Origin of the sequence: uncultured Roseicyclus sp. (assembly GCF_937892565.1) — a bacterium.
Taxonomy (GTDB): domain Bacteria; phylum Pseudomonadota; class Alphaproteobacteria; order Rhodobacterales; family Rhodobacteraceae; genus Roseicyclus.
Genome location: NZ_CALAHQ010000080.1, coordinates 1 through 17,854 on the forward strand (window position 1 = coordinate 1; position 17,854 = coordinate 17,854).

A 17,854-nucleotide genomic window follows, 5' to 3' on the forward strand; every position below is an offset into this window, starting at 1 on the left:
GCCGCCGGGCGCGTCTTTTCACCCCCGCACGATCTGGGGGATGCGCCCCGCTGGTGGTGTGTTGCGGCTGCGCTGGCTGGTCACGCGGCCATCGATGATGGTCATGCCAACCCCGGGCAGGTTGCCCAGTTGCACCGACTCGAGGATCGTCTTGCCCGGTGCATGCTGTGCCTGATCCATCAGCACGAAATCAGCGCAAAGCCCGGTTTCGATCATGCCGGTGTCCAAGGCGCGCATCCGCGTGGTGTTGCCGGTGCCAAAGCAAAAGGCCACCTCGGCGGGCACGTTGCCCAGGCTCGACAGCATCGCGATCATCCGCAAGATGCCCAGCGGCTGCACGCCTGATCCCGCAGGCCCGTCGGTGCCCAGGATCACCTGATCGAGCTTGCCCAATTCGCGCGTGGTGTTCAGCGTCAGCAGGGCGGCGCGCTCGTTGCCGTTGTGCACGATCTCAAGCCCCGCCTTGCAGCCCTCGCACAGGCAAATGATCTGATCGTCAGGCAGGGCGGAATGACCGCCATTGATATGGCCCACCACATCGGTGCCGGTTTCCAGAACCATGTCCGCATCGATCAGCCCCGATCCGGGGATTGACGGCCCGCCGGTGTGAATGGTGCTCTGGATGCCGTATTTGCGTGCCCAATCGACCATCTGGCGTGCGGTTTTCCCGTCCTTCACGGTGCCAAGGCCCACTTCGCCCAGCAATCTCACACCCGCCTTGGCCAGATCGGCGAAATCCTCCTCGACCATGCCGTGTTCGATCACGGGCGCGCCTGCGTGCACCTTGACGCCCGAGGGGCGGAAATTCTCGTACCAGCGCTGGGATGCGATCGCCATCGCCTTGAGCCCCACGATATCCTTGGGCCGGCCCGGCATATGCACCTCGCCGGCTGAAATCAGCGTGGTCACCCCGCCATGCAGCGTCGAATCGATCCAGTGCAACTGTTGCTGGCGCGGCGTGTAATCGCCCACCACCGGGTGCACATGGCTGTCGATCAGGCCGGGGCACAGCGTGCAGCCATTGGCGTCGATCAGCGTGTCGGCGCCGTCGATATCCATGTCCTTCTCGCGCCCCCAACCGGTGATCTTGCCACCCACGGCGATCAGGCAATCGGCATCCAGAATGGGCTTTTCGATCTTGCCCGACAGCATCAGGCCGATGTTGCGGATGACAAGCTTGTGGGTCGCATCAAATGTCTGGGGGGCTGCGTCTGCCATGGGGTGTCTCCTCTGACTTGTTAGAACGCTAACAGAAACACCGCCCCGATCAAGTGGGCAGCACAGCGTTCGCCCGCTTGAGGCTTGCAGGTAAATTCGTTTGCGTCCGAACAAAAAATCGACCTGACAGCGACAGGCGCCATCGGTCTGACCAGACGTCTCGGGATGATCCAGCCAGGCCCTTGGGTGCGGAGGGGCAAGACACCCATCGCGGCGCTGCTGTGCGATGGGCTGCTGCCAGAACAATGGGTCTGGATGTTGGCCACGGGCATCGGCGCCGCGCCCTTTGCCAGCCTGAAGCGCGATGCGGCGGCATATGCCGGATGGTCATGGCCGTGCCCGTGACCCGCGCGCCGGTCCCGTCACCTGCAAGATGGCGGGCGGCTTGTTTCATCGCGCAAGCACCAACCGCGAAACAGCATCGCTCATGGGGCGGCGGTGGAAAGCCTTGGACGTGTCGATGGGCCCGACAGCATGCCGCAACCTTGGTCGCCCAACCTGCTTTCGCGGAGCGACGCCCATATTTGATTTGACAGCCGGGGCCGCGCCGATTTCTTATTCGTGTGCAAACAAAATACAGACCGCCCGCCATAGCGGCATATAACGGGGAAGCTGCGATGGGATATCTTGTTGCCGCATCATTGTCCGAGGTTCTGGATGCGCTGGGCAAGCCGGATGCCGCCGTGATCGCGGGCGGGACCGATTGGTTCCCCGCGCAAGGCACAAAGCCATTCAAGGGCGATCTGGTGGATATCAGCCGCGTGCCGGGCCTGCGCGGGATCACCCGCGAGACCAGCGGCTGGCGCATCGGCGGGGCCACGACCTGGACCGATCTGATCCGTGCCGATCTGCCCCCGGCCTTTGACGGGCTCAAGGCCGCCGCGCGCGAGGTCGGATCGATCCAGATCCAGAACGCGGGCACGGTGGCGGGCAACCTGTGCAACGCCTCGCCCGCCGCCGATGGCGTGCCGCCGCTACTGACGCTGGGTGCATTGGTCGAATTGGTTTCGGCACGCGGCATCCGGCGGATGGCCTTGTCCGAATTCCTCATCGGGCCGCGCAAGACCGCCCTGATGCCCGGCGAGGTGCTCGCTGCGCTGATCATCCCCGATCTGCCGGGCAGCGCACAGGGGGCTTTCCTCAAGCTGGGCGCGCGGCATTATCTTGTCATCTCGATTGCGATGGTCGCGGCCCTTGTCACGCTGGATCGGGACCGGGTCGCGCAGGCGGCGGTGGCCGTCGGCTCCTGTTCGGCCACCGCGCAGCGCCTGCCCGCGCTCGAGGCCGATCTGATCGGCCGTAGTCTCGATGATCTGCGCGCCGCAGGCACCGAGATCATCGTGCCCGGGCATCTCGCGCCGCTCATGCCCATCACGGATGTGCGTGGCAGCGCCGACTACCGGCTGGAGGCTGCGGCCACGCTTTGTGTCCGCGCCCTTCACATGGCGATTGCGCAAGGGGAGAATGCTCATGGATAAGCGCACGGCAGCCGAGCTTACGGTCTTTTCCCTCAACGGCCAGCTGGTCGAGGTGGCCGCCACCCCCGGCGAACGCCTGTCGCACGCCCTGCGCGAAAGGCTGGGGGCAAAGGATGTCAAGGTCGGCTGCAACGCGGGCGATTGCGGCGCCTGTACCGTGCTGGTGGATGGCGCGCCGTTTTGTGCCTGTCTGATGGCGGTGCAGCAGGCCGCAGGCACGCGCATCGAAACGCTGGCGGGGCTGGTCCGGGCCGATCCCCACGCCCAGGCCTTGCGCGACAGTTTTCAGGCGCATCAGGCCGCACAATGCGGGATCTGCACGCCGGGCATGATGGTGTCAGCCGTGGCCTTGTTGCGCACGCAACCCGCCCCCGACCCCGCACAGGTGCAAGACGCGCTGGGCGGTGTGCTGTGCCGCTGCACCGGCTACCGCAAGATCATCGACGCGGTGGTCGATGCCGGCGCCGGAACCCGGCCCGCGCCCGAAGGGTCCGGCGATGTCGGCACCACGATCCGTCGCCTTGACGGGCTGCCCAAGGTGACCGGCACCGAGGCCTTTGGCGATGATGTGGCGCCCCCCGATGCGCTTGTGCTGCGGGTGATCCGATCACCCCATGCCCATGCGGGCTTTGCGCTTGGCGATCTTGGTGCCTTTTGCGCGGCCCATCCCGGCATCGTGGCGGTGCTGACCGCCGCCGATGTGCCCGGTCTCAACGCGTTTGGCGTGATCCCCGGCTTTATGGATCAGCCCGTTTTCGCGGTGGATCACGTGCGGTTCAGGGGCGATGCCATCGCAGCCGTCGTGGGCCATGCCGACGCGATGGACCGCTTCGATCCCGCAGATTTCCCCGTGACCTGGGACATCCGCGATCCGGTGATGGAGGTTGACGCCGCCCTCGCGCCCGGCGCCCCGCACCTGCATCCGGGCCGCGCCAACAACGTCATGTGTGGTGGGCGTGTGGCCTGCGGTGATGCCGACGCGGCATTGGCCCGCGCCGATTTCACCGTCGAAGGCAGGTTTACCACCGCCTTCGTCGAACACGCCTATATCGAACCCGAGGCCGGTTTTGCCATGATGGAGGGGGACCGCGTCGTGGTGCAGGCCTGCACCCAAGCCCCGGTGATGGATCAAGACACGCTGATGCAGATCCTCGCCCTGCCGCGTGATCGCATCCGTATCGTCCCCACCGCCGTGGGTGGCGGCTTCGGATCCAAGCTTGACGTGTCGGTGCAACCTTTTCTTGCGCTGGCCGCGATCAAGACAGGCCGCGCGGTGCGCATGACCTATGACCGCGTCGAAACCATGCAATCCACCACCAAACGCCACCCCGCGGCCATCACCATGCGCATCGGCGCCGGGACGGATGGGCGGCTGTCGGGCATGACCTTTGACGGGGATTTCAACACCGGCGCCTATGCTTCTTGGGGGCCGACTGTGGCCAACCGTGTGCCGGTCCACGCCTCGGGGCCCTACCGTGTTGCTGATTACCGGGCCACGACGCGGGCGGTGAACACCCATTGCGTGCCTGCGGGCGCGTTTCGCGGCTTTGGCGTGCCGCAATCGGCGGTCGCGCAGGAAAGCCTCTTTGACATGCTCGCCGCCCGGCTGGGCATGGACCCGCTCGAGTTTCGCATCCTGAACGCGCTTGACAATGGTGTGCCAACGGTCAGCGGGCAGGTTTTCGCGCAAGGCGTCGGCATAAAGCCCTGTCTTGAGGCGCTGCGCCCCGCATGGGGTGCGGCACGGGCCGAATGCGCCACCTTCAACGCCGCCCATGCCACCCGCAAGCGTGGCGTGGGCGTTGCGGCGGGCTGGTATGGCTGCGGCAACACATCGATGCCCAACCCATCGACGATCCGCGCGGGGCTGCGCGCCGATGGCAGCGTCGTGTTGCACCAGGGGGCGATGGACATTGGACAAGGGTCGAATACGGTGATCCCGCAGATCTTTGCCCATGCCCTTGGCGTGCCGGTGCGCCAGATCGCGCTGGTCGGCGCCGATACCGATCTGACGCCCGACGCGGGCAAGACCTCGGCAAGCCGTCAGACCTTTGTCACCGGCAATGCCGCGCGCCTTGCGGGCGAGGCGCTGCGCGCGGCCGTTCTGGCGCAGGTCAATGCCAGCCCCAATGCAACCCTCACCCTCGGCCCCCGTGGCGTCACCGTCACCGACGGCGCGCAGGAATTTGCGCTTGATCTGGCCCGGCTCACGCCGAATGCGGCGGGCTACCTGATCGAGGTCAGCGAAACCTACGATCCACCCACCAGACCGCTGGACAGCAATGGGCAGGGCGAGCCCTATGCCCAATACGGCTATGCCGCGCATCTGGCGATCGTCGAGGTGGACGTGCCCCTTGGCCGCGTCCGCCCGTTGCGGTTCGTTGCCGCCCATGATGTGGGCCGGGCGATCAACCCGCTGCTGGTCGAAGGTCAGGTCCACGGCGGCATCGCCCAAGGTCTCGGCATGGCGCTGATGGAGGAATACATCCCCCACCGCACCGAGAACCTGCATGATTATCTGATCCCCACCATCGGCGACGTGCCCCCGATCGACACCCTGATCGTCGAGGTGCCCGATGCGCACGGCCCCTATGGCGCCAAGGGTCTGGGCGAACATGTGCTGATCCCCACGGCGCCCGCGATCCTGAACGCCATCGCGGATGCCACCGGCGCGCGGATCACCCGCTTGCCCGCAACCCCCGCGCGGGTGCGCGCCGCCCTGAAAGAGGCCGGACATGCCTGAAGACAATGCCCCCGATGCCACATCCCCAAGGATCCGCTGCGATGCCTGCCCGGTGATGTGCTACATCGCCCAAGGCAAGGCGGGCGCTTGCGACCGCTACGCCAATCATGGGGGCGAACTGGTCCGCCTTGACCCGCTGACCGTGATCGAGGGCGGCGCACAGGCCGTGGCCTTTCTGGATCCGGGTGACCATGGACAGGACTGGGATGGCGACCTGATCCAGGGCCATCGCACCTTTGTGACCGCCGTTGGCGCGGGCACCACATATCCTGACTACAAGCCCGCCCCCTTTATCGTCAGCCAGCAGGTCGAAGGCGTGGACATGGTCACCGTCGTCACCGAGGGGATCTTCAGCTATTGCGGCGTCAAGGTGAAGATCGACACCGACCGCCACATCGGCCCGGAACGCGCCATCGTCCGCGTCGACGGCGAAGCGATCGGCCATGTGATGACCGCCGAATACGGATCCAAGATGCTGTCGCTGGGCGGGGTCGAACACCTGACCGGCGGCTCCAAGAAGGAAGGCCGCGTCACTTGCGACGTGCTGATGCGCCTGTGCAACCGTGAAGCGGTCGAGGTGCAGATCGACGAGGGCGCGCGCATGGTGGTGCAGGCGGGCCATGCCCCCATCATCGACGGGACGCCCGAAAAACTGATGCGCGTGGGCTGTGGATCGGCCACCATCGGCATGTTCGCCAAGCAATGGTACGGCCATGTCGATGAGGTCGTGGTGGTCGATGACCATATCACCGGCGTGCTCAGCGAACACGAGGCAGGCAAGGGTCTCGACATGCGCCTGTCGGGCATCAAGGTAAAGGGCCGCAAATCCACGCCGGGCCGCTATTTTCAGGTCGCTGATCCCGGAACGGGCTGGGGCGGCACCAATGTCGAAGACCCGCTGACCATCCTCAAACCCGCCGATCCGAAACTGGCATGGCCGGGCCTGCGGCTGCTGATGATCTCGACCACGGGCGAGCAATGGGCCTATTATGTGCTGGACGCTGACCTGATCCCGCAACCGGCCGACATCACGCCGCCGCTGCTGGCCTCGGCCGAACGGATCGCTGAAAACTGCGAACCCTCGCTTTGTTCGGTGCTGTTCATGGGCGGGGCGGGCGGTTCCTTGCGTGCCGGCGTCACGGAAAACCCCGTGCGCCTGACGCGGTCGGTCAAGGATGCGCTGACTTACGTCTCCTGCGGGGGGGCCAAGGCCTATGTCTGGCCCGGCGGCGGCATCACCGTGATGGCAGACGTCATGGACATGCCGACCAATTCCTTTGGCTATGTGCCCACGCCCGCACTGGTGGCACCCATCGAATTTACCCTGCGTCTGGCTGATTACGCGGCCCTTGGCGGGCATGTGGAGCACGTCCGCCCGATCAGCGATGTGCTGACCCCCGCGATCCGAAAGGTATCGCCCAACAGCAGCCAGCCTGATCCGCATGATCCGCAGAACTACCGCTGGCGGCCCCACGCCAAGGGGCGGCGCTGATGGGGGCGGTTGCAGCCCTTCTGCCTGATGGCCGGTTGCATCTGCAGCACGGTCCGATCGACCTTTTGATCATGGCCGAAGCGCGCGCCGACGGGCCGAGCCATAGCGCCTACCGCGCCGCCCGCGACCGGTTCCGCACCATGCTGGACGAGATCGTTTCCGAATTGCCCCTGCTGCGCAAGCCCTTGGGAATGATCCCGCGCGGGGACATTGCCCGCCGGATGCACGGCGCGTGCACTGCGGTTGCGCAGGGCGATTTCGTCACCCCCATGGCCGCCGTCGCCGGAGCGGTCGCGGATGGGGTGCTTTCTGCCATGATCGCGGCCACGCCGCTTGCCCGCGCCTATGTGAACAACGGCGGCGACATCGCGCTGCATCTGGCACCGGGCGCGGATTACCGCGTCGCCATAGCTGGGCTGGACGGGCATATGACAGGCCAGATCATGCTCCGCGCTGGCGACGGGATCGGCGGCATCGCCACCTCTGGGCAGGGCGGGCGCAGCCTTTCGCTGGGTATCGCCACCTCGGTCACGGTGCTGGCGTGCAACGCCGCCACCGCAGATGCCGCCGCCACGCTCATTGCCAATGCGGTCGATCTGCCGGGCCATCCCGCCATCACACGGCGCCCCGCGCATGACATCTTTCCCGACAGCGATCTTGGCGCGCGCCGTGTCGTGACCCATGTCGCGCCGCTGTCTGCGGCCCATATTGCCCGCGCGTTGATGCAGGGCGCCGCCCGCGCGCAGGCCTTGATCGACACCGGCGCAATTGCTGCCGCCGCATTGGTCCTGCAAGGTCAGGGCGTCACCGTCGGAGACTTCACAGACAGGGCCACGGCCCGAACGGAAAGGACCATCGAGCATGCCTGAGGTCGAGATACGCAAATTCGCCAGCGTCGTGGAAGAGGTGTTCCACGAAGGCGGCCCGCGCGCCACCACGCCGCTGCGCCGCGCCGCCGTGATCGCGGTGATCCGCAACCCTTTCGCGGGGGCCTATGTCGAAGATATCCAGCCCTTCATGGAAGACCTCAAGCCGCTGGGCCTGACCATGGCAAACCGCCTCGTTGACCTTCTGGGGGGCGATCCGTCCGTGGTCGAGGGCTATGGCAAGGGCGCCATCCTGGGCGCGGCGGGTGAGCTGGAACACGGCGCGCTCTGGCATGCGCCGGGCGGATATGCCATGCGCGCGGTGCTGGGCGATGCCATGGCGATCGTGCCCTCCACCAAAAAGGTGGGCGGGCCGGGCACCCGGCTGGATGTGCCGATCACCCACATCAACGCCTCCTATGTGCGCAGCCATTTCGACGCGATCGAACTGGGGCTGAACGATGCGCCGCGCGCCGATGAAATGGCGCTGATGCTGGTGATGACCACCGGACCGCGCGTCCACAATCGTGCAGGCGGCCTGGCTGCCGACAAGATCACCGGAAAGGACGGGCTGAGATGAGCGCCGATATCCGCAAACTGGCCGTCTGGGTCGAGGAAACCCACACCGAAATGGGTCGCCCCATCACCCCCGCCACCCGCAAGGCCGTGGCCGTGGCCGTGATCGCGAACCCTTTCGCCGGGCGCTATGCCGATGACCTGTCCGCGTTGATCGAGATCGGCGCCGAATTGGGCGGGCTGCTGGGCCAGCGCTGTGTCGCGGCGCTTGGGATCGAACCGCATGAGGCCCAAAGCTACGGCAAGGCCGCGATGGTCGGCGAGGCCGGAGAGCTGGAACATGCCGCCGCCATCTTGCACCCCAAACTGGGCGCACCCTTGCGCATGGCGGTCGAAAAGGGCGCAGCCCTGGTGCCTTCGTCCAAGAAGATGGGCGGCCCGGGGCAGGTGCTTGACGTGCCGCTGGGCCACAAGGATGCGGCCTATGTGCGCAGCCATTTCGACGGGGTCGAGGTGCGGCTGAACGATGCGCCAAGAGCTGGCGAGATCATGGTCGCCGTGGCCGTGACCGATAGCGGCCGCCCGCTGCCACGCGTCGGCGGGCTGACCCATGCCGAGGCCGTGGGCAAGGACGGGCTGCGCTAGGTTCCCGGAGGATCCGCCTGTGGCGGTCGTTGCCACGGGCATCTGGAAATCGGCCAAGGGATGAAAGCGACGGCGCGGGGGAGCGTGCCCTTGCGCTACCTCACAGCTTGTCCAGCAGGTCCAGCAGCCGCTCCAGCTCGCGCCGGTTCAGGTTTGCGGCCGTTACCTCGGAAATCCCGCTGGCGGTCCTTACGGCTTGGCTGGCAAAGGCGCGGCCTTCGGGCGTCAGAGAGATATCGAGCCGCCGCATGTCCGAGGTGCTTTTGGTCCGCCGCACGAGGCCCTTGGCGCGCAGACGGTCCACGACACCCTTGGTCGTGGCCGCGTCCATCCCGACCAGCCGGCCCAGCTGGTTTTGCGAGATCGTGTCCTCATCGAGCAGCTTGGCCAGCACGGCGAATTGTGTGGGTGTGACATCGGGCATCATCTTGGCAAAGATCTCAAGGTGCTTCTGGTTGGCCAGGCGAAGCTTGAAGCCGATCTGCTTTTCCAGCCGATAGGGCGGCTCGTGCGTATCTTCACTATCCATCCGGTGTCTTTCCTGCGGGGTGGACCCTTGCGTCACTGGCTATCATGACCGCTGCGGCGTTGACAGGCCCGCATCGATTTGCGCGATTGGCGGCACGTTCGGACAGGGGGCTTGACCAAAGTGTCTTGGTGGACCTGTCGCGTGTTTGTATCGCGCTCGGTGCTCGGTGCTCGGTGCTCGGTGCTCGGTGCTCGGTGCTCGGTCAGGCCCCGTGGCGTTCAAAGCTCAGGGGGCTTTTGGCGCCCAATGCGGAAATCCGCCCGCGCGGGTCATGCAAGCCATCGATCCAGTGGAAGAGGGCGGTTGTGGCCTGCTGGCCAATTCCGTGCGCTGCTGTGCGAGCCCTCAATCGCGGCTCTGCCGCCAAGAAGATGTCCCCTGGGGCTGTGTTGCGTTCGTGCGAACAGACCGCGCCAACACATTGTCGCGACAACCCCTTCGTCTCAGGTCTTTGCCGGACCTGTCGTGGACCGGATCGTCAATTCTGCCGAAACCTCGGAGACGATCGGCGGCATGTCGGGTTCGCGGATGCGGTCGAGCAGGATGCGCGCCAGCTTGCGCCCAAGCTTGTGAGGGTGCACCGCCATGGTTGTCAGCGGCGGGGTGGCGACCGCTGCGTCTTGAATATCGTCAAAGCCTATGACCGAGACATCTTCACCCGGCTTCAGACCCATGCGACCCAGCGCCAGGCTTGCACCCAAGCCCACCATGTCACCGTTGCACACCACGGCGGTGATTTCGGGATGGGCGACGCGCAGCGCGATCATTGCCTCGAGCCCCGCAAGCTTATTGTCTTCGCAGGTCCAGACCACGCTGGGTTTTGCCCCAAGCGCGGCCATGGCCCTTTGAAATCCCGCGATCCGTTCGCGCCTGACCATGGTCATGTCAGTGCCGCCCAGATAGGCGATGTTGCGATGGCCCAGCTCGCCCAGATACCGCGTCGCGACATGGGTCGCATCTGCGTCGCGAATGCCGACATGATCCAGGTCGCGGCGCACATGGCGCAGAAAGGTGACGGTGGGGATGCCTTGGGCGGCCAAAAGCTCGAACACTTCGTCGGGGGTATCCATCGCGGGCACCCACAACAATCCGCCGCGCCCATGACGGATAAAGGCCTCCAACTGGCGTGACTGGCGCTTGGCGTCGTCGCGCGTATCGACGATGGAGACAAGAAAACCCTCGGCCTCAAGCAGGTCGACCACACCGCCGATCACCTCGGCGTTGAAGGGGTTTTGAAGCTGGTTGATGACAAAGCCGATCTCGCGGTTCTCGCCCGAGCGCATGGCCGCCGCGCGCGAGTCGGGCAGATAGCGCAGCTGTTTGGCGGCGGCCAAAACGCGGTCGCGCGTCTCGTCGGAAATCCGTCCCGTGCCGCGCAGAACCTGACTGACGGTGGGGATGGAAACCCCGGCGATCTTGGCCACGGTTCCGAGTGTGGGTTTGCCAGCCATCCATGGGCCCCGCGAGTATAACGTTCTGTCAAGATTGGAAGAAAAACCCCCGATCTTCAAGCCCGGCTTGTCAGGCCAAAGCCCATGAAGCCTATTGTTGCAAGGAAAACAATCTGATTGACAGTTGATATATCGTTATATCAACCTATGGCCATTCGGGCAAAGCCGACTCGACAGGCCGCGGGGCTGTGGCGGTTTTCCCGATGACGGACGGCTGGTGTCGCGCAGAAGGGCCGGCACCGAAGAAAAAACCTTGGGAGGTTCCATGACCGTTTTCACGAAATTCCTATGCGCTTCCTCGGGGATTGCGCTTGCGCTGTTGGGCACGGCCGCTCAGGCCGATGTGGTATTCTGGTCCACACAGGCCCGCCCTGCCGAAGAGGCGCAGGCGATGCGCGACAATGTCTTGGCCGGGTTCTCGGGCACGGTGGATTACCAGCCCAACGAAGACGGTCCCTGGCTGACCCGCCTTCAGGCCGAATTGCAGGCTGGATCGGGCAGCATCGGTGTTCTGGGCGCGCTGCATGGCGGCTTTTCGGCGCTTGACCCCGATACGCTGGTCGATCTTGATGATCTGGGTGTCGCCAGCAGCAGCGACAGCTTCAACGCGCTGGCGCGTCTGGGCACCGACAACATGCAATATGTGCCATGGATGCAGGCCAGCTACATCATGGCCGCCAACCGCGAGGCGCTGCAATATCTTCCGGCGGGCGCCGATCTGAATGCCTTGAGCTATGACCAGTTGATCGAATGGGCCGCCGCTGTCCAGGCCGCCGTGGGCGAACCCAAGTTCGGCTTTCCTGCAGGGCCCGACGGTCTGCGCCACCGGTATTTCCAGGGCTATCTCTACCCCTCCTACACCGATGGGGTGGTGCGCACCTTTGCCTCTGACGAAGCGGTAGCGGCATGGGAGATGTTCCGCCGCCTGTGGGCACACACGAACCCGGCTTCGACCAATTTCAATTTCATGCAAGAACAGCTTTTGTCGGGCGATGCGTGGATCGTGTGGGATCATTCCTCGCGTCTGGCCAATGCCTTCAACGAACGCCCGGATGATTTCGTGGCCTTCCCGGCACCGGCTGGTCCGACGGGGCGTGGCTTCATGCCTGTCCTGGCTGGTCTGGCCATCCCCACGACCGCGCCTGATCAGGACGCGGCGCGGGCCCTGGTGCAATACCTGCTCCAGCCGGAAACGCAGATCGCCACCTTGCGCGCCACGAATTTCTTCCCCGTGGTCGAGGTTGAGCTTCCGGGCGACCTGCCGCCCTCGGTGCAAGCCGCCGGTGCGGCGATCGCTGCGATGAGCGGCGCGCCCGATGCCAACCCCGGCCTTTTGCCGGCGGGTCTGGGTGGCAAGGGGGGTGACTTCAACCGCATCTTCATCGACAGCTTCGAGCGGATCGTTCTGGCCGGTCAGGATATCCGCACCGTTCTGGACGATCAGCGCCCGCGCCTTGCGGCGATCATGCAGGAAACCGGTGCGCCCTGCTGGGCACCGGATGCGCCGTCCGAGGGTGCTTGCCCGGTCGAATGACACGGCGCAAGCTTGCATGAAAAAGGCACCGGGCCCGCCGCGGCCCGGTCGCATCTGTCGCGTGCGCCCCGCGCCGCGGCCCCGCTCCGCAAGGAAACGCCGGATGTCCACACGTTATCTTCCCTATGTGCTGATCCTGCCCACGCTGGTCTTTCTGTGCGCGTTCTTCCTTTATCCTTTCGCGCTGGTCACACGGCAGGCCTTTGGCACGGGTGATGGCGTCAGCCTCGACACCTTCCGCGAGGTGACGAGCTACTGGAAATTCCCCATTTCCTTGCAGAACACGATGCTCCTGGCTGCAGCCGTGGTGCCGGTGCAACTGGCCTTGGCGCTCTTGATGGCCACGATGGTCAACCGGATGAAAAAGGGCCGCGACCTTGTGCTCTATGTCTGGACCATCCCGCTTGGCATCTCGGATCTGGCGGCGGGCATCATCTGGCTCGCGATCTTCGAGCAATCGGGCTTTCTGAATTCCATGATGCTGGGGCTGGGCGTGATCGACAGGCCCACCGCATTCCTGAGCTATCAGCACCCCGGCATGATCTTTCTGGCGATCGCGCTGGCCGAGATCTGGCGCGCGACCGCCATCATGCTGGTGATCCTTGTCGCAGGCATTGGCCTGATCCCCAAGGAATACTACGAGGCAGCCGAGGTTTTTGGCGCTTCGCCCTGGCAGCGGTTTCGCAAGATCACGCTGCCCTTGTTGCGGCCGTCGCTGCAGACTGCGCTGATCTTGCGCGTCGTGCTCGCCTTCGAGGTCTTTGCCGTGGTGGCAGCCCTTGGCGGCACGATCTTCCCCGTGCTGATGGGGGAAATCTACGCCTACCAGTTCGACCTGCAGAATGGCGGGGCGGCGGCGGCGCTGGCGCTGATCGTGCTGGGCATTTCCATCGTCTTCACGCTGATCATCTTGCGGGTGCTGCGGGTTCCCAAGGGGGCCACGATATGACCGAGGCGCTTGTGACACCCCAATCGGCGCGATCCGTGATTTCGGCCGGGCGCGTGGTCTACCTGACGGCTGTCGTGCTTTTGTGCGCATGGGTTCTGGTGCCGCTCTATTTTCTGGTGATCAACACGCTGTCCTCGCCTGCGACGGTCAACAGCTTTCCCAAGCCGCTGATCCCTGAATTCGATCTGGGCTCGTTGAGGTTCTTTGCCGGCTTTGGGGGCATGCTGGATGCGCTGAAGAACTCGATCATCGTGGCCAGCATGACGATGGTGATGTCGATCGTGATCGGGGCGCCCGCGGGCTATGCGCTTTCGCGCTTCGAGTTTCGCGGCAAGGAGCTGTTTCGCATCCTGATCTTGCTGACGCGCGCCTTTCCCTTGCCGCTTCTGGCGCTGCCGTTGGCGGTGCTGTTCATCCGCACGGGGCTGGACGACACGACCTTTGGTCTTGCGCTGGTGCATACCACGCTTGCGATCCCGTTTGCGGTTCTCATCACCTATTCGCTTTTCTCGGGCATTCCCGTCGAACTGGAAGAAGCCGCCTGGACCTTGGGCTGCACGCGCTTTCAGGCCTTCATCAAGGTGGTGTTGCCGCTGATCTTGCCGGGGATCACCGCCTCGGCGATCTTTGCCTTTGTCATCTCGTGGAACGAGGTCTTTGCCGCCGCCGTGCTGACCATCCAGAGCCGGACCTTGACCGCCTTTTTGCTGCAAACCTTGGGCGAGGCGCCGATGCATCTGAAATTCGCGGGCGGTTTCATCCTTGTGGTGCCGGCGCTGATCTTCATCTTTGCGGTGCGCAAATACCTGTTCGCCATGTGGGGCATCGCCAACCGCTGAGCGGGGCGCGCGGATGCCGGGAAAGGGTCTGAAATGGCAGAAATCCTGATCAAGAATGTGGCCAAGCACTTTGCCGGCCATACAGCCCTCAGCGACATCAACCTGACCATCGCGGATCAGGAATTCATGGTGCTTCTGGGGGCATCGGGCTGTGGCAAGACCACGCTGCTGCGCATCATCGCGGGGCTTGAGACCGCCAGCACGGGCGAAGTCTGGATCGGCGGGCGGCGGATCGATCATCTGGCGCCCAGGGATCGCGGCATCGCCATGGTGTTTCAGAACTATGCCGTGTTCCCGCATCTGACGGTGTTCGAGAACATCGGCTTTGGCCTGCGGATGCAAAAGCGCCCCCATGCCGACGTGACGGCGCGGGTCGAAAAGGTCGCGGGGCTGTTGCATATCGAAAAGCTGCTCAAGCGCTATTCGGGCGAGTTGTCGGGCGGTCAGCGCCAGCGTGTCGCGGTGGCGCGCGCGCTGGCGATGGAGCCTGATGTGATCTTGATGGATGAGCCGCTGTCCAATCTGGATGCGCTCTTGCGGCTTGAAATGCGCGCCGAACTCAAGGGCGTTCTGGCCGAAAGCCGCACCACCGCCATTTATGTCACCCATGATCAGGTCGAAGCCATGAGCCTTGCCGACAGGATCAGCGTCATGCATGCTGGGCGCATCATTCAGGCTGCCGCCCCGATCGAGGTCTATCGCAACCCGGCCGCCGAATTCGTCGCGGGGTTCATCGGCAATCCGCCGATGAATTTCCTGCCAGCCGCCGCGCAGGGCAGGGGCCGTTGGCTGGTCGCGGGCCAGATCTTTGACGGCCCCGATCATCATGGACCGATCAAATTCGCGATCCGCCCCGAGGATGTGCGCCCCGGCGACAGCGGTCTTGCGGCGCAAGTGCGCCTGGTCGAACCCCTGGGCGCGCATCTGCTGGTCACCTGCATGATCGAGGGCACGATGTTTCGCGCCGTGCTTGACAGCGATCTGTCCCTCAAGACCGGCGACCGTTTGACCCTCACCCCACAGCCCGATCGTATCCGCTGGTTCGACCCCGCCACGACGCTGGCCGTAGCTTGAAAGCCCATGCATGAGACAAGACCTTATCGACCAGGCCCGCGCGGTGATGCAGCGCAATGATCGTGGCCACTACACCGTGCCGACCGCCGGGCTTTACCCGTTCCAGTGGAACTGGGACAGCGCGCTCAGCGCCTTGGGCTTTGCCCATTTCGACGAAGCCCGCGCCCTGACCGAGATCGAGACGCTGTTTGCCCACCAATGGCCCGACGGGATGGTGCCGCACATCATCTTTCACCAGCCTGATGACGGCTATTTCCCCGGCCCCGACGTCTGGGGCACAGATCGGCCTGTGCCGACATCCGGCATTACCCAGCCGCCCGTTGCGGGCTTTGCGCTGGCGCGCATTTGCAACCGCGCGCGCGACACGGGTCCGGTCATCGAGCGTGCGCGCGCGCTTCTGCCGCGCATCCATGCTTGGCATCAGTGGTTCTTTCGTACCCGCGACCCGGAGGGCACAGGGCTGGTGGCCATCATTCACCCCTGGGAGTCAGGCCGCGACAATTCCGTCGATTGGGACGATGCCTTTTCCCGCGTGCCGACCGAAGGGGTGGCTCCGTTCAAGCGCCGCGACATCACCCATGCCAACCCGGCCCATCGCCCCACCGATGCGCAATACACGCGCTTCATCTATCTGGTGCAGCTCTTCCGCAGCCTTGGCTGGGACAATGCGCGGCTGCATGACGCCTCGTCTTTTCGGATGGTCGATCCGGGCTTCAATGCGATCTTGCTGCGGTCTTGCGCGGACCTTGCCGATCTGGCCGACGCCTTGGGCGAGGGCGAGATTGCGCGCCAGTCGCGCGCCTTTGCTCAACGCGGTATTGCGGCGATGGAACACCTCTGGAACCCGGCGCTGGATCAATATGCCTGTTTTGACCGGGTCGCGGGCCAATTGGTTGACAGCCCCTCGATCGGGGGATTGCTGGCGGCCTTTTGTGCCATTCCGCCTGAGCGCGCACGCGCCGTGGCGGGGCGGATCGCCCGGCTTGGCACACAAGCGCGCTTCATGGTGCCAAGCCACGACCCCACGCGCCCGGAATTCGACGGCAAGCGCTATTGGCGCGGGCCCGTGTGGCTGATCGTAAACTACATGATCGCCGATGGACTTGCAGCTGCGGGCGAGCATGAGGTGGCGCAGCGCATCCAGACCGACAGCATCCGCCTGATCGAGGAAAGCGGCTTTGCCGAATATTACGACCCGCTGACCGCCGAACCCTGCGGCGGGGGCAGTTTCACATGGACGGCGGCGATGGTGATCGAAATCCTGAACACAAGACGGGTTCCGGCATGAAGCCTGCGCGGATCAACACGATCATGCATATCGATGCGCGCAAGGCTGAGGATTTCACCAACCGCCGCGGCATCGTCTGGTGCGACGGCAAGGCGCTCCGCCTTGTCCCGGGCGAAAAGCGGCGCCATTCGCCCGGCCAAAGCGATAGGCTGCGCCCGGGACTTTGGCGTGAATTCAGGTGCAAAGGACGGGAATGTGCCGACCGGTGCTGTCTTGTTCGTGCGCGATCACAAGACCGACGACATCTGGCGCAAACCGATCGGTCCTATCGCCCCCCTCGAAGGGGATGTTGACCTCAGCCCTCTTCTGGTCAGCCACGACTGCCGCTGGCGTGCGTGACTTCCCCCACGGGGGATTGGACGCGCGGCCTCTCCCATGCGCCAATTTCCCCTGTGCGTTCGGCAATGACCGCTGGTCTATTCCGCGGTCCAGCCGCCATCGACCAACAGGCTGGTGCCCGTGATCAGCGCTGCTGCGTCCGAGGCCAGGAAAACCACCGGGCCCATGACGTCTTCGATCTCGCCCAGGCGGCCGAGCTTGATCATTCCCTCGATCCAGGCGCGGCGTTCGGGAATGGCCAGTGTCTGTTCGGCAAGGGGCGTGCGGATAAAGGTTGGGCAGACCGTGTTGACACGGATGCTGTGCCGGCCCCATTCGATCGCCATCGCCTTGGTCATGCCCTCAAGCGCATGCTTGGTCGCGCAATAGACCGCGCGGTCGGGTCCGCCCACATGACCCATCTGGCTTGAGATGTTGATCAGGCTGCCGGGCTTGCCCTGAGCGATCAGGCCGGCGGCCACGGCGCGCGTCAGGAAATAGGCGGCGCGCAGGTTCAGATCCATCGCCGCATCGTAATCGGCCAGCGTGGTCTTGAGCGCGGGGCTGTGGCGCGCCAGCCCTGCGGAATTCACCAGAATGTCAAAGGGGCCATGGTTGGCCACCGCGGTCTCGGTCGCGGCGATATCGGTGATGTCGAGCGGCAGGGCGCGGGCGGCCAGCCCCCTGTCGGTCAGGCTCCTTGCCAGCTCTGCGATGGGTTCGGCCCGACGGGCGACCAGCGTGACATCGGCGCCCGCATCGGCCAGCGCCACGGCAGCGCCCAGACCGATGCCGGAACTGGCCCCGGCCACCAGTGCGCGGCGACCATCCAGCCGGAACGACGGCGTGCGCGGCAAGCTCATTGCGCCGCCTCGCCGAAGGGGACGTTGCGCCCGCCATAGCGGCGGACGCGG

16 protein-coding genes are annotated in these 17,854 nt (G+C 65.0%); 12 read left to right on the top strand and 4 right to left on the bottom strand.

Features of this window, described 5'->3' with window-relative positions:
• Positions 1 to 18: 18 nt before the first annotated feature.
• Positions 19 to 1,218 (bottom strand): amidohydrolase family protein, encoded by a 1,200-nt coding sequence (locus Q0094_RS11395; protein ID WP_297619459.1) that lies wholly within the window; start codon positions 1,216 to 1,218, stop codon positions 19 to 21.
• Between the two features lie 165 nt (positions 1,219 to 1,383).
• On the opposite strand from Q0094_RS11395, the gene Q0094_RS11400 reads away from it, so the two are divergent.
• The 7 genes from Q0094_RS11400 to Q0094_RS11430 all read left to right on the top strand — a co-directional run bounded on the left by Q0094_RS11400 (position 1,384) and on the right by Q0094_RS11430 (position 8,958).
• A complete protein-coding gene (locus Q0094_RS11400; protein ID WP_297619461.1) occupies positions 1,384 to 1,563 on the top strand; it encodes a hypothetical protein in 180 nt (59 codons plus the stop codon).
• Between the two features lie 272 nt (positions 1,564 to 1,835).
• Positions 1,836 to 2,696: an FAD binding domain-containing protein gene (locus Q0094_RS11405; protein ID WP_297619464.1), complete on the top strand. Its 861-nt coding sequence runs from the start codon at positions 1,836 to 1,838 to the stop codon at positions 2,694 to 2,696.
• Entirely contained in the window at positions 2,689 to 5,439 is a 2,751-nt protein-coding gene (locus Q0094_RS11410) for a molybdopterin cofactor-binding domain-containing protein (RefSeq protein ID WP_297619467.1), read from the top strand. The genes Q0094_RS11405 and Q0094_RS11410 overlap by 8 nt, the downstream gene beginning before the upstream one ends.
• Positions 5,432 to 6,931, top strand: a complete 1,500-nt coding sequence (locus Q0094_RS11415) for a 6-hydroxynicotinate reductase (RefSeq protein WP_297619470.1) — start codon at positions 5,432 to 5,434, stop codon at positions 6,929 to 6,931. Before Q0094_RS11410 ends, Q0094_RS11415 begins: the two co-directional genes overlap by 8 nt.
• Positions 6,931 to 7,800 carry a UPF0280 family protein gene (locus Q0094_RS11420; protein WP_297619473.1) on the top strand — a complete coding sequence of 290 codons (870 nt, stop codon included), beginning with the start codon at positions 6,931 to 6,933 and terminating at the stop codon, positions 7,798 to 7,800. Before Q0094_RS11415 ends, Q0094_RS11420 begins: the two co-directional genes overlap by 1 nt.
• Complete coding sequence (locus Q0094_RS11425; RefSeq protein ID WP_297619476.1) at positions 7,793 to 8,377, top strand: amino acid synthesis family protein; 585 nt, start codon at positions 7,793 to 7,795, stop codon at positions 8,375 to 8,377. Before Q0094_RS11420 ends, Q0094_RS11425 begins: the two co-directional genes overlap by 8 nt.
• Complete coding sequence (locus tag Q0094_RS11430) at positions 8,374 to 8,958, top strand: amino acid synthesis family protein (protein WP_297619479.1); 585 nt, start codon at positions 8,374 to 8,376, stop codon at positions 8,956 to 8,958. Before Q0094_RS11425 ends, Q0094_RS11430 begins: the two co-directional genes overlap by 4 nt.
• A 100-nt stretch (positions 8,959 to 9,058) precedes the next feature.
• Here the strand turns inward: Q0094_RS11430 and Q0094_RS11435 are convergent, their stop codons facing one another.
• Positions 9,059 to 9,487: a MarR family transcriptional regulator gene (locus Q0094_RS11435; RefSeq protein WP_297619482.1), complete on the bottom strand. Its 429-nt coding sequence runs from the start codon at positions 9,485 to 9,487 to the stop codon at positions 9,059 to 9,061.
• Between the two features lie 443 nt (positions 9,488 to 9,930).
• On the bottom strand, positions 9,931 to 10,938 hold the full coding sequence (locus Q0094_RS11440) for a LacI family DNA-binding transcriptional regulator (protein ID WP_297619485.1): 1,008 nt from the start codon (positions 10,936 to 10,938) through the stop codon (positions 9,931 to 9,933).
• A gap of 265 nt (positions 10,939 to 11,203) precedes the next feature.
• Here Q0094_RS11440 and Q0094_RS11445 point away from each other — a divergent pair, with 265 nt between their 5' ends.
• From Q0094_RS11445 to Q0094_RS11465, 5 genes are all read left to right on the top strand, one after another.
• Complete coding sequence (locus Q0094_RS11445) at positions 11,204 to 12,472, top strand: ABC transporter substrate-binding protein (protein ID WP_297619488.1); 1,269 nt, start codon at positions 11,204 to 11,206, stop codon at positions 12,470 to 12,472.
• A gap of 103 nt (positions 12,473 to 12,575) precedes the next feature.
• Positions 12,576 to 13,421, top strand: coding sequence for a carbohydrate ABC transporter permease (locus tag Q0094_RS11450; RefSeq protein WP_297619490.1), 846 nt, complete (start codon positions 12,576 to 12,578; stop codon positions 13,419 to 13,421).
• Entirely contained in the window at positions 13,418 to 14,260 is an 843-nt protein-coding gene (locus tag Q0094_RS11455) for a carbohydrate ABC transporter permease (protein WP_297619493.1), read from the top strand. The genes Q0094_RS11450 and Q0094_RS11455 overlap by 4 nt, the downstream gene beginning before the upstream one ends.
• Before the next feature lie 33 nt (positions 14,261 to 14,293).
• Positions 14,294 to 15,334, top strand: coding sequence for an ABC transporter ATP-binding protein (locus Q0094_RS11460; RefSeq protein WP_297619496.1), 1,041 nt, complete (start codon positions 14,294 to 14,296; stop codon positions 15,332 to 15,334).
• 10 nt (positions 15,335 to 15,344) lie between these two features.
• The gene (locus Q0094_RS11465) at positions 15,345 to 16,622 is read left to right on the top strand and encodes a trehalase family glycosidase (RefSeq protein WP_297619499.1); all 1,278 of its coding nucleotides are present in this window, start codon (positions 15,345 to 15,347) and stop codon (positions 16,620 to 16,622) included.
• 416 nt (positions 16,623 to 17,038) lie between these two features.
• Here Q0094_RS11465 and Q0094_RS11470 read toward each other — a convergent pair whose 3' ends face one another.
• Entirely contained in the window at positions 17,039 to 17,803 is a 765-nt protein-coding gene (locus Q0094_RS11470) for an SDR family oxidoreductase (RefSeq protein WP_297619502.1), read from the bottom strand.
• Positions 17,804 to 17,854: the final 51 nt, after the last annotated feature.

Bases quoted from the DNA above. Each gene is read 5' to 3' on its own strand.
- Q0094_RS11395 (WP_297619459.1), bottom strand. From the start codon at position 1,218: ATGGCAGACGCAGCCCCCCAGACATTTGATGCGACCCACAAGCTTGTC.
- Q0094_RS11400 (WP_297619461.1), top strand. From the start codon at position 1,384: ATGATCCAGCCAGGCCCTTGGGTGCGGAGGGGCAAGACACCCATCGCG.
- Q0094_RS11405 (WP_297619464.1), top strand. From the start codon at position 1,836: ATGGGATATCTTGTTGCCGCATCATTGTCCGAGGTTCTGGATGCGCTG.
- Q0094_RS11410 (WP_297619467.1), top strand. From the start codon at position 2,689: ATGGATAAGCGCACGGCAGCCGAGCTTACGGTCTTTTCCCTCAACGGC.
- Q0094_RS11415 (WP_297619470.1), top strand. From the start codon at position 5,432: ATGCCTGAAGACAATGCCCCCGATGCCACATCCCCAAGGATCCGCTGC.
- Q0094_RS11420 (WP_297619473.1), top strand. From the start codon at position 6,931: ATGGGGGCGGTTGCAGCCCTTCTGCCTGATGGCCGGTTGCATCTGCAG.
- Q0094_RS11425 (WP_297619476.1), top strand. From the start codon at position 7,793: ATGCCTGAGGTCGAGATACGCAAATTCGCCAGCGTCGTGGAAGAGGTG.
- Q0094_RS11430 (WP_297619479.1), top strand. From the start codon at position 8,374: ATGAGCGCCGATATCCGCAAACTGGCCGTCTGGGTCGAGGAAACCCAC.
- Q0094_RS11435 (WP_297619482.1), bottom strand. From the start codon at position 9,487: ATGGATAGTGAAGATACGCACGAGCCGCCCTATCGGCTGGAAAAGCAG.
- Q0094_RS11440 (WP_297619485.1), bottom strand. From the start codon at position 10,938: ATGGCTGGCAAACCCACACTCGGAACCGTGGCCAAGATCGCCGGGGTT.
- Q0094_RS11445 (WP_297619488.1), top strand. From the start codon at position 11,204: ATGACCGTTTTCACGAAATTCCTATGCGCTTCCTCGGGGATTGCGCTT.
- Q0094_RS11450 (WP_297619490.1), top strand. From the start codon at position 12,576: ATGTCCACACGTTATCTTCCCTATGTGCTGATCCTGCCCACGCTGGTC.
- Q0094_RS11455 (WP_297619493.1), top strand. From the start codon at position 13,418: ATGACCGAGGCGCTTGTGACACCCCAATCGGCGCGATCCGTGATTTCG.
- Q0094_RS11460 (WP_297619496.1), top strand. From the start codon at position 14,294: ATGGCAGAAATCCTGATCAAGAATGTGGCCAAGCACTTTGCCGGCCAT.
- Q0094_RS11465 (WP_297619499.1), top strand. From the start codon at position 15,345: ATGAGACAAGACCTTATCGACCAGGCCCGCGCGGTGATGCAGCGCAAT.
- Q0094_RS11470 (WP_297619502.1), bottom strand. From the start codon at position 17,803: ATGAGCTTGCCGCGCACGCCGTCGTTCCGGCTGGATGGTCGCCGCGCA.